This window comes from Acidaminococcus sp. CAG:542, assembly GCF_000437815.1.
Lineage (GTDB): Bacteria > Bacillota > Negativicutes > Acidaminococcales > Acidaminococcaceae > Acidaminococcus.
The window spans coordinates 1-10328 of record NZ_FR902050.1 but is presented as its reverse complement, the minus strand read 5'-3'; the positions used below and the strand labels follow the sequence as shown (position 1 = coordinate 10328).

The 10328-nt window shown below is 58.3% G+C and carries 10 protein-coding genes; all 10 read right to left on the bottom strand.

What is annotated here, in order from left to right; genetic code table 11:
• Positions 1 to 193: 193 nt before the first annotated feature.
• The 10 genes from QVO43_RS03575 to QVO43_RS03530 all read right to left on the bottom strand — a co-directional run bounded on the left by QVO43_RS03575 (position 194) and on the right by QVO43_RS03530 (position 10083).
• Positions 194 to 1303 (bottom strand): glycoside hydrolase family 3 protein, encoded by a 1110-nt coding sequence (locus tag QVO43_RS03575; RefSeq protein ID WP_022487221.1) that lies wholly within the window; start codon positions 1301 to 1303, stop codon positions 194 to 196.
• Between the two features lie 100 nt (positions 1304 to 1403).
• Entirely contained in the window at positions 1404 to 2192 is a 789-nt protein-coding gene (locus QVO43_RS03570; protein WP_022487220.1) for an enoyl-CoA hydratase-related protein, read from the bottom strand.
• Between the two features lie 21 nt (positions 2193 to 2213).
• Positions 2214 to 3071: a 3-hydroxybutyryl-CoA dehydrogenase gene (locus tag QVO43_RS03565; protein ID WP_022487219.1), complete on the bottom strand. Its 858-nt coding sequence runs from the start codon at positions 3069 to 3071 to the stop codon at positions 2214 to 2216.
• A gap of 134 nt (positions 3072 to 3205) precedes the next feature.
• Entirely contained in the window at positions 3206 to 4357 is a 1152-nt protein-coding gene (locus tag QVO43_RS03560) for an acyl-CoA dehydrogenase (RefSeq protein WP_022487218.1), read from the bottom strand.
• Between the two features lie 78 nt (positions 4358 to 4435).
• Positions 4436 to 5617 carry an acetyl-CoA C-acetyltransferase gene (locus QVO43_RS03555; RefSeq protein WP_022487217.1) on the bottom strand — a complete coding sequence of 394 codons (1182 nt, stop codon included), beginning with the start codon at positions 5615 to 5617 and terminating at the stop codon, positions 4436 to 4438.
• Positions 5618 to 5812: 195 nt separating this feature from the next.
• Positions 5813 to 6214, bottom strand: coding sequence for a zinc ribbon domain-containing protein (locus QVO43_RS03550; RefSeq protein ID WP_022487216.1), 402 nt, complete (start codon positions 6212 to 6214; stop codon positions 5813 to 5815).
• 12 nt (positions 6215 to 6226) lie between these two features.
• On the bottom strand, positions 6227 to 7753 hold the full coding sequence (locus tag QVO43_RS03545; protein ID WP_022487215.1) for a hypothetical protein: 1527 nt from the start codon (positions 7751 to 7753) through the stop codon (positions 6227 to 6229).
• Between the two features lie 57 nt (positions 7754 to 7810).
• Entirely contained in the window at positions 7811 to 8440 is a 630-nt protein-coding gene (gene nth / locus QVO43_RS03540) for an endonuclease III (protein ID WP_022487214.1), read from the bottom strand.
• Entirely contained in the window at positions 8440 to 9801 is a 1362-nt protein-coding gene (locus tag QVO43_RS03535) for a PFL family protein (protein WP_022487213.1), read from the bottom strand. The genes nth and QVO43_RS03535 overlap by 1 nt, the downstream gene beginning before the upstream one ends.
• Before the next feature lie 12 nt (positions 9802 to 9813).
• Positions 9814 to 10083, bottom strand: a complete 270-nt coding sequence (locus QVO43_RS03530) for an ACT domain-containing protein (RefSeq protein WP_022487212.1) — start codon at positions 10081 to 10083, stop codon at positions 9814 to 9816.
• Positions 10084 to 10328: the final 245 nt, after the last annotated feature.

The following is a 10328-nucleotide window of genomic DNA, read 5'->3' as shown; positions in this document are numbered from 1 at the left end:
CCTTTACGGCCAGCCGTTCGGACCGGGCCTTGTCCAGGAAGGCTTTGTACCGTTCCCCGTAGGCCAGGGTCTCTTTCCGTTCTTTTTCGTCCATCCGCGCCCAGGCGGATTCTTTTCTGCTGTAGGGTTCCTTCATATTGAAAAACCTCCATTCATTCACTGTACTGTGCCCAGTATACCATATTTTCCCCGGTTACAGGCTTTCCTTTGTTTTCAGGATCCGGTACAAAGACCGGTCCACCTGGTCCTTTGGCAGCTTTCCTTCCCGGATGGCCGCGGCAATGGCCTGGTGGACCTTCCGGATGGCTTCCGGGTCGTGGCACACCATCACCTGATCCGCCCCGGCCAGCAGGGCCCGCACCGCCGCTTCTTCCAGGGGCCAGGACCCGGCTATGGCCCCCATGGTCAAATCATCGGTCATAATGATCCCGTCGAAATGGAGCCGGTTCCGGAGCAGATCCCCCATGACCTTCCGGGACAGGGAGGCGGGCCAGTCCGGATCCAGGGCCGGATAGTCCACATGGGTCACCATCATGGCGAACCGGGATTCCGGGAACTTTTCCAGGGCCTCCCGGAAAGGCAGCAGGTCTTCCCGCTCCAGGGTTTCCCGGCTGGCGGAGACGGTGACCCGGCCTTTGTGGGTGTCTTCCTGTCCTTTCCCCAGTCCGGGGAAGTGCTTCACACAGGCCATGAGATGGACCTGTTGGTATCCGGCCAGGGCCCTTTCCACGAATTTGGCGGCGGTGGCAGGATGACTGCTGTAACTGCGGCCGGCCCCGCTGCCCACGTCCGCCACCGGGGCCAGGTTCAGGTTGATTCCCAGCTGCTTCAGCTGACGGCCGGTTTCCGCCGCCCACTTCTGTGCCATATCCGGGTTCCCGGTGGCCCCGATGGCAGCCTGGGAAGGAGGTGCCGGCAGGGTATCCTTCATCCGGGCCACCTGTCCCCCCTCTTCGTCCAGGCCGATGAACAGGGGTATATCCCCGGACAGGTCCTGGAGCCGGCCGGTCAGGGCCTTTACCTGGGCCGGGTTTTCCATGTTCCGGTCGAACAGGATCACCCCACCGTAGGGATGGTCCTTCATTTCCTGCTGGAAGGCCTGGGAAGGGGTCCGGCCCTCCAGACCCACCAGCATCAATTGCCCGGCCTTTTCTTCCGGAGTCATGGAAGCGATTTTTTCGGTGATGGGGTCCGACTTCGCCGGTTGGCCGCTCCCCGGCCCTTCAGGAATACGGGGCCGCAGCATCATCCCCCCAAAAGCCACCAGGAAAATACAGAGTATACAAAACCAGAGTTTTTTCATTTTCTTCCCTCACAACAAAAAGAACCCGTCTGCAAAGGCGGGTTCTTTCCTTCGGCCGCTGACTGTGGACAGCTGACCGTTGACAGGCTGCGCTGCAGCCTTATTTGTTCATAAACACCGGTTTCCGTTTTTCCAGGAACGCCTTCATGCCTTCCTTCTGGTCCAAGGTGGCGAAGCAGGTCCCGAAGACCTGGGCTTCGTAGCTGAGACCGGAATCCAGGTCCATGGAAAGGCCCCGGTTGATGGCATCCTTGGCGCTGGCAATGGCGATGGGAGCCTTTTTCATGATCTTCCGGCACACTTCTTCGCAGGTGGGGATCAACTGATCCGGTTCCACCACCCGGTTCACCAGGCCGATCCGATGGGCTTCTTCCGCATCCACCATAGCCCCGGTGTAGATCATTTCCTTGGCATAGCCTTTGCCGATGAGCCGGGCCAGGCGCTGGGAACCCCCGAACCCGGGGATGATCCCGTAGTTCACTTCCGGCTGGCCGAACTTGGCGGTAGTGGAAGCGAAACGGAAATCGCAGGCCAGGGCCAGTTCGCAGCCCCCGCCCAGGGCATAGCCGTTGACGGCGGCCACAGCCACCACCGGCAGTTTTTCAATGGCATCGAACACATCATGGCCCAGGTTGGAGAAATCTCTCCCTTCCACGGCAGTCATGGTGCTCATGGCCTTCAGGTCAGCCCCGGCCACAAAGGCCTTTTCTCCGGCGCCCCGGATGATGACAGCCTTCACCGCCGGATCCGTGGCCAGTTTCCCGAAGCAGTCCTTCATTTCCACCAGGGTGGGGGTATCCAGGGCGTTCAGGTATTTGGGACGGTTCACGGTAACCGTGGTCACCCCGTCGTCCGCAATTTCCACCAGCAGATTTTTGTAGTCATACATGGTTTGACACCACCATTCAGCTTATTTGTTGTAGTCGTAGAAGCCCTTGCCGGTCTTCCGGCCCAGATAGCCGGCTTCCACCATCTTTCTCAGGAGAGGAGCCGGACGGTATTTGGGATCCCCAAAGCCCTTGTACAGCACTTCCATAATGGCCAGGACCGTATCGTTGCCGATCAGGTCGGACAGAGCCAGAGGCCCCATGGGATGGTTGAAGCCCAGTTTGGCCACAGCATCGATATCTTCAGCGCTGGCAACCCCTTCGCTGAGGGTGAAGATGGCTTCGTTGATCATGGGGATCATGATCCGGTTGCCCACGAACCCGGGAGCATCGTTGACCTTTACAGGGGTCTTGTCCAGGGCTTTGGCCAGTTCGTACACCTTCTGGAAGGTTTCTTCAGATGTGCCCAGGCCCTTGGTCACTTCCACCAGCTTCATCACAGGAGCCGGGTTGAAGAAGTGCATGCCGATGAATTTGTCCGGACGGGAAGTGCCGGCAGCCAGCATGGTAATGGAAACGGAAGAGGTGTTGCTGGCGATGATGGCGTCTTTGGGCATCTTTTCGTCCAGTTCCTTGAAGATGCTTTGTTTGATCTTGATGTTTTCCGTAGCGGCTTCGATGGCCAGATGCACATCGCAGGCTTCGGGAGTCAGATCCACAACCCCGTGGATCCGGGCCATGGTGGCTTTTTTGTCATCTTCGGTGATCCGGCCTTTGGCCACGCTGTGGTCCAGGCTCTTTTCGATCTTGGCAATGCCCCGGTCAACGAATTCCTGTTTGATGTCCCGGAGGGTCACTTCCACACCATGTGCAGCCATGACCTGTGCAATGCCGCTGCCCATCTGGCCAGCGCCGATAACCATAACTTTCTGCAGTTCCATAACAAAAAATCTCCTTTACGTTGGTATAGTGAGAAATCCTGCATCCACAGAAGGACTTCTCGGAAATTCCTTCTGTGCAAAGGAAGGGCTGGCAAAAAACCAGCCCTCCTCATGGTCCTTCTTTTCAGAAGGGATTATTTTTTCTTGTCTTTCAGCAGGGCACGGGAGGTTACGATCCGCATAACCTGGTTGGTGCCTTCGTAGATCTGGGTGATCTTGGCGTTCCGCATGTACCGTTCTGCAGGGTAGTCCACGGTGTAGCCGTAGCCGCCGAAGATCTGTACAGCGTCGGTGGTCACTTCCATGGCCACGTCGGAGGCGAAGCACTTGGCCATGGCGGCAGCTTCGGAATAAGGTTTGCCTTCGTTCTTCAGCATGGCGGCATGGTATACCAGATACCGGGCAGCTTCGATCTTGGTGGCCATGTCAGCCATCATGAACTGGAGAGCCTGGAATTTGGAAATGGGCCGACCGAACTGTTCCCGTTCCTTGGAATATTTCACGGCAGCAGCCAGGGCGCCTTCAGCAATACCCAGGGCCTGAGCAGCTACGCCGATACGGCCGCCGTCCAGGGTTTCCATGGCGATCTTGAAGCCTTCCCCTTCTTTGCCCAGCAGGTTTTCTTTGGGGACTTCGCAGTCTTCAAAGATCAGTTCTGCAGTGATGGAGGTGTGGCCGCCCATTTTGTCTTCGATCTTGCCGAAGCGGAAGCCGGGCATGCCCTTTTCCAGGATGAAGGCGGAAATGCCGTGTACACCCTGGCTCTTGTCGGTCATGGCGAATACCACATAGGTATCAGCTTCTTTGCCGTTGGTGATGAAGATCTTGGAGCCGTTCAGGATGTATTTGTCGCCTTTCAGCACAGCCGTGGTCTGCTGAGCGGAAGCATCGGTCCCGGCGGAAGGTTCGGTCAGGCCGAAAGCCCCTACATGGGTGCCTTCTGCAATGGGAGCCAGGTATTTTTGTTTCTGTTCTTCGGTACCGAACATGTAGATCGGGGTAGCGCACAGGGAAACGTTGGCACTCAGGGTGATGCCGGTGCCGTCATCCACCTTGGACAGTTCTTCCACAGCCAGGATGTAGCTCAGTACGTCCAGGCCCATGCCGCCGTATTCTTCCGGGAAGCAGATGCCGCAGAAACCGGCTTCGCCCATCTTGTCGATAAGCTTCCGATCCCAGATATGGTTCTTGTCTCTTTCTTCAACGGTAGGAGCCAGGAATTTTTGAGCAAATTCCGCAGCCATGTCCTTAATCATCTGTTGGTCTTCAGTCAGGTTGAAATCCATAGTATTTGTACCTCTTTCCTTTTGAATGATAGATGATGAAAGGGAACCCCGCTCAGGAAGCAGCGCTCCCTGAACTTCTTAGAGCATTTCCACAACCGTGGCAGTGCCCATGCCGCCGCCGATGCACAGGGTGGCCAGGCCCAGTTTCTTGTTTCTGTGTTTCAGGGCATACAGCAGGGTGACCAGGATACGGGCACCGGATGCACCGATGGGGTGACCCAGGGCGATGGCGCCGCCGTTTACGTTGGTCTTGTCCCAATCCAGCTGGAGTTCACGGCCTACTTCCACAGTCTGGGCTGCGAAAGCTTCGTTGGCTTCCACCAGATCCATGTCTTTCACTTCCAGACCGGCTTTGGCCAGTGCCTTCCGGCTGGCAGGGATGGGCCCGATGCCCATGATGGCAGGATCCACACCGGCAGAAGCGTAGGAAACGATCTTGGCCATGGGCTTCAGACCCAGTTCCTTGGCTTTGTCAGCGGTCATCAGTACCAGAGCGGCAGCCCCGTCGTTCAGGCCGGAAGCGTTGCCGGCGGTAACAGTGCCGCCCTTCTTGAAGGCCGGGCGCAGTTTGGCCAGGACTTCCATGGTGGTTCCTTCTCTGGGGAATTCATCGGTATCGAAGACTTTTTCGCCTTTTTTGGTTTTAATGGTCACAGGGACGATTTCTTCCTTGAAAGCGCCGCTCTTGATGGCTTCGATGGCTCTTGCCTGGCTGCGGGCGGCCACTTCATCCTGGTCTTCCCGGGTAACGCCGAATTTTTCAGCCACGTTTTCAGAGGTGATGCCCATGTGGTAGTCGTTGAACGCATCCCACAGGCCGTCCCGGATCATCACGTCGATCATTTTCTGGTCGCCCATTTTCAGGCCCCAGCGAGATTTCCCGGGAATGGTAAAGGGAGCGTTGGACATGCTTTCCATACCGCCGGCCACTACAATGTCGTTGTCCCCGGCCAGGATGGACTGGGCACCCAGTTCCACGCATTTCAGACCGGAACCGCAGACCTTGTTCACGGTGAAGGCAGGGACTTCCACCGGCATGCCGGCGAAGATGGCGGCCTGACGGGCAGGGTTCTGGCCCAGGCCGGCCTGGAGCACGTTCCCCATAATCACTTCATCCACCATTTCCGGTTTCACGCCGGCTCTCTGCAGGGCTTCCTTGATAACAATGGCGCCCATCTGAGGAGCGGACAGCGGGGTCAGGCTTCCGCCGAACTTACCGATAGCCGTTCTTACAGCACTTACAATGACAACTTCACGCATTTTCAAACCATCCCTTCTAGTTTTGAAATTGAAGCAAACAGTGTCAATCAGCCCGGCAGGACCATGAGGTAAGGGTTCCAGGACCCTGCCGGACTGGTTGGATCAGGAAAAATGCATTCAGGGTTTACTTATGGACTTGATTATACACTAATTATAGCGCAAAGGGAAGCCCCCGGTTTTCTGAAAATTGGCTTTTTACCATCGGATGAAAAAATTTCGAAAAAATGTCCATACCAGCAAAGCCCCCAGTCCCACCAGCAGGAAGCCCACCAGGGTGGGCAAAAGCAGCACCACGGCCAGGATCACCGCCGCTGCCGCCAGTACCAGCCGGCCGTTCAGCTTCACCAGTTCCCAGAGGGACCGCCATTTTTCCTTTTTGGCGGCTTTTTCCTGCTGCCGCCGGATATCCTCCTGGTCGTACACCTTCCAGTCTCCCCGGGGTTCTTCTTCGGTGCCCGTTTCAATGGTCATCCCGTCGAAGGCATCCCGTTCTTCCGCACTCATCACCTGGGCTTCCACATCCTCGTTAGGGGTGCCGCAGCCTGGACAGGCTTCCAGGTCATCGGGATATTCCAATCCGCAGTGTTTACAGATCATGGTCTACTACTCCTACGCATATCTTGAAAACATCATCAGGAACCCCATCTCGTTGAGATACCGGGGATCCGAAGGCTCCAGCTGCAGCCGGTCCCGGATTTCCGTATAGGCACGGGTCAGATCCCGGTGGGGCACTCCCCCGATTTCCGCCAGGAAAGGCAGTTTCCGGGCCGCCCGCTTCTCGTTGATCTCCAGGAAATTCTCCACCAGGGCCGCCGCCCACACCTGGGGCTCGTACTGGTACAGGGCAGGATACCCTTCCCGGAAATCCTCCCACATGTGCCGGACCAGCCTTACGTCGTTCTGGCCCCGGTCTCCCACCAGGAGGATCTCCTGGGCCAGGCACTCCACCATGTCCATGTCTTCCGCCAGAGGGCCGGGGATATAGCCCTGCTGCCTGGTTTCATAGGGGAACCGGCAGGCTGCCGGGTTCCGGGCCATTTTCAGCAGCAGGCTCCGGCACACCAGTCCGTGGCGGGCCATGAACTGGGGCCAGTCCGCCCCCGGGCACTGGACATCGTACCACCGGAGACATTCCTCCAGGAGTTCCCGGAGCCGTTTCCGGGCCAGGGGACGCAGGGTGCGGCTCTGGAGGCAATTCATGCCCATGCTCCGGTTGTAGAACACATGGCCCAGGATCACCCGGTCCCCCACCGGATCATCCCCGGTGAGATGGAAATTCAGGTTGTACATATCCCCGGTAAGGAAATCCCGGCACAGGAACCGGCTGTTGTCCATCATGTCCTCCACGGTGAACAGGGCCAAAAAGCCGGTGCTCAGTTCGTTGACCATCTGGGGATGGTCCGTGTCTCCCCACTGGCGGAACATTTCCAGGGGAGTCAGGTCGTTGCCTGTCAGGTGGTAATCCATCAGGAAATAATCCCAGAACCCCTGCCAGAAGTCCTCGCCCGGGTCGTTTTCCAGGTCCAGCATGCCCAGGGCCTGTTCATACAGGGTCAGGGCCCGCTGGAAATCCCCGTCGAATTCCTCCTTCTGGTAGAACCGGCGGAGCTCTTCCATGATCCCCCGGACCGCTTCCCAGGCGTTCAGGAACACCTGGCCTTCCGGAGGCGGGGCGCTTCTGGCCTCCCGGTCCTCTTCTCCCGGCAGGTAGTCCCCGTACTGGTCGATGATCCCCAGGGTGCCGTCGTCCCGGAGCAGCAGCTGGGCCGCCAGACGGGGGGCCAGGGCGCTGGCGATCCGTCCCTCCTGTTTCAGGAACAGGTAGAAGGACCCCAGGGTATCCAGAAAGTCCCGGACGGATTCACAGGACACCTGGAAATCCACCACGTTCCGGCCGCACCAGGCCACCAGATCCACAATGTCATCTTCTGTCATTTCATACAGATTGATTTCTCCGTTCTCTGCGTAGATGCACAGCATCAGCAGCTGGTTCCACTGATGCTGCATGGCGGCATCGGTGCTGCCCTGCCAGGCCAGATGGCGGAAATAGGCTTCCGCATCGGTCCGGGCCAGCACCTGGTCCCAGCCAGGGTCGTTGTTGTAAAAGGCTGCTATTGCGTCGTAGACATTTGCCATTGCTTCTCACCTTACTCCATCAAGATTTCCGTCGCTTTTCCGTCCGCGTTCCCCCGGTCAGAGGACACGGGAAGGACACAGGTCCACTACAGGGCACTGGGTGCACTGGGGCTTCCGGGCTTTGCACACCTTCCGGCCGTGCCAGATGAACCAGTGGTGGGCTTCCCCCCATTGGGCCCGGGGGATCAGTTCCATCAGGTCCTGTTCCACTGCCAGGGGTTCCTTGCCCTCTGACAGTCCCAGCCGGTGGGCCACCCGGAACACATGGGTATCCACGGCGATGGCCGGCTGGCCGAAAGCCACGCTGAGCATCACGTCGGCGGTCTTCCGGCCCACACCCGGCAGGCTCAGGAGACTTTTCATATCCTGGGGCACTTCCGAATGGAAGTCTTCCACCAGCTTCCGGCACAGACCCAGGATATTCCGGGCCTTGGACCGGAACAGGCCGCAGTCCCGGATCCTGTCTTCCAGCTGTTCCTGGGTCAGGGCCCCCAGTTTTTCCGGGGTGTCCAGTTCCGGGAACAGCCGGGCGGTGACCTTGTTCACCCGTTCATCGGTGCACTGGGCGGAGAGTACCACCGCCACCAGCAGTTCAAAGGGGGTCCGGTAATGGAGGGCCGTGCCCTGGCCCCGGTAGGTCTCCTCCAGTTTCTGGAGGATGGCCCGGACCCGTTCTTTCTTTCTCATCAGTTGGTCAGGCTCCGTACCGGTGCCGGGATCCGGCCGCCCCGATGGATAAACACATCAGGCTTGAAGGAATTCACGGCAATGATGGGAGCATAGCCCAGGAGACCGCCGAATTCCACCTTGTCCCCTACCTTCTTGCCGGGCACAGGGATCAGCCGGACGGCGGTGGTCTTGTTGTTGATCATGCCCACAGCTGCTTCGTCGGCAATGACGGCGGAGATGGTTTCCGCGGTGGTGTCACCGGGGACGGCGATCATATCCAGGCCCACGGAGCACACGCAGGTCATGGCTTCCAGTTTTTCGATGGTGAGAGACCCTTTTTCCACTGCCGCGATCATGCCCGCATCTTCAGACACAGGGATGAAGGCGCCGCTGAGGCCGCCCACGTAGCTGGAGGCCATCAGGCCGCCTTTTTTCACCGCGTCGTTGAGCATGGCCAGGGCCGCCGTAGTGCCCGGGCAGCCGCAGGATTCCAGGCCGATCTCTTCCAGGATGTGGGCTACGGAATCCCCTACCGCCGGGGTGGGGGCCAGGGACAGGTCGATGATCCCGAACTGGGTGTTCAGCCGTTTGGCCGCTTCCTGGGCCACCAGCTGGCCCACCCGAGTGATCTTGAAGGCAGTCTTCTTGATGGTTTCCGCCACCACCCCGATGTCTTCTCCCCGGACCGCTTCCAGGGCGTGCTTCACTACCCCGGGGCCGGATACCCCTACGTTAATGACGGTTTCCGGTTCGGTGACCCCGTGGAAGGCCCCGGCCATAAAGGGGTTGTCCTGGACCGGGTTGCAGAAGATCACCAGTTTGGCGCAGCCCAGGGCATCCTGGTCCGCGGTGAGACGGGCAGTTTCCTTCACCACCTGACCCATTTCCCGGACCGCGTCCATGTTGATGCCGGCCTTGGTGGAGCCGATGGCCACGGAAGAGCACACGATGTCCGTGGTGGACAGGGCTTCCGGGATGGATTTGATCAGAGTCCGGTCCCCGTGGGTATAGCCTTTTTCCACCAGGGCGCTGAAGCCGCCGATGAAGTTGACCCCTACGGCTTTGGCCGCGTCATCCAGGGCCTTGGCCAGAGGCACGTAGCTGTCGGTTTGGCAGGCTTCCCCCACCAGGGAAATGGGAGTGACGGAGATCCGCTTGTGGATAATGGGCACCCCCAGTTCCCCTTCCAGCTGTTCCCCCACCTTCACCAAGTCTTTAGCCTTGGTGGTGATCTTGTCATAGATCTTTTGGGCGCAGACCTTCACATCCGGATCCGCGCAGTCCCGGAGGCTGATCCCCATGGTGATGGTCCGCACGTCCAGGTTGTTCTGGGTGATCATCCGGGTGGTTTCCAGTACGTCTTTGATTTCGTAGAACATGGATGGGCCTCCTTAGATCCGGTGCATGGCCGTAAAGATCTGTTCGCTCTGGACCCGGATTTCCAGACCCAGTTCTTTGCCCAGGGCGGTGGCCTTTTCCTTCAGGTCTTCCACAGAAACCTGCGCGTTGTCCAGGTCACCGATCAGAACCATATTGAAGAATCCGTCATCAATGTTCTGGTTGATGTTCAGGATGTTCACATTGTTGTCAGCCAGCAGGGTGCTTGCCTTGGCGATGATCCCCACTTTGTCCACACCGACGATAGTCATAACAATACGCATAAATAACAACCTTCCTCTCTTAGAGACTCCGGAATTGCTTGATCAGCTGGAGTTTACAATTTATTATACGATAAATTTTCACTGGCTTCAATGTTACTGAAGGAATCCACAAGGATTTCACGATTTTCCGCGGAGGGTGGAGTAAAGAGGGGAAGAGGGGGGACGGTCGGCTTCCGTCCCACGGCAAATGGTCTTGAACAGAAACGCAGCCCTCGCTGCTAACCCACCACCATTGCGCAGGCGCA

Excerpts from the sequence above, each read along its gene's own strand:
- QVO43_RS03570 (WP_022487220.1), bottom strand. The coding sequence starts at position 2,192 with ATGTATGACTACAAAAATCTGCTGGTGGAAATTGCGGACGACGGGGTG.
- QVO43_RS03530 (WP_022487212.1), bottom strand. The coding sequence starts at position 10,083 with ATGCGTATTGTTATGACTATCGTCGGTGTGGACAAAGTGGGGATCATC.
- QVO43_RS03550 (WP_022487216.1), bottom strand. The coding sequence starts at position 6,214 with ATGATCTGTAAACACTGCGGATTGGAATATCCCGATGACCTGGAAGCC.
- QVO43_RS03535 (WP_022487213.1), bottom strand. The coding sequence starts at position 9,801 with ATGTTCTACGAAATCAAAGACGTACTGGAAACCACCCGGATGATCACC.
- QVO43_RS03565 (WP_022487219.1), bottom strand. The coding sequence starts at position 3,071 with ATGGAACTGCAGAAAGTTATGGTTATCGGCGCTGGCCAGATGGGCAGC.
- QVO43_RS03555 (WP_022487217.1), bottom strand. The coding sequence starts at position 5,617 with ATGCGTGAAGTTGTCATTGTAAGTGCTGTAAGAACGGCTATCGGTAAG.
- QVO43_RS03545 (WP_022487215.1), bottom strand. The coding sequence starts at position 7,753 with ATGGCAAATGTCTACGACGCAATAGCAGCCTTTTACAACAACGACCCT.
- nth (WP_022487214.1), bottom strand. The coding sequence starts at position 8,440 with ATGAGAAAGAAAGAACGGGTCCGGGCCATCCTCCAGAAACTGGAGGAG.
- QVO43_RS03560 (WP_022487218.1), bottom strand. The coding sequence starts at position 4,357 with ATGGATTTCAACCTGACTGAAGACCAACAGATGATTAAGGACATGGCT.
- QVO43_RS03575 (WP_022487221.1), bottom strand. The coding sequence starts at position 1,303 with ATGAAAAAACTCTGGTTTTGTATACTCTGTATTTTCCTGGTGGCTTTT.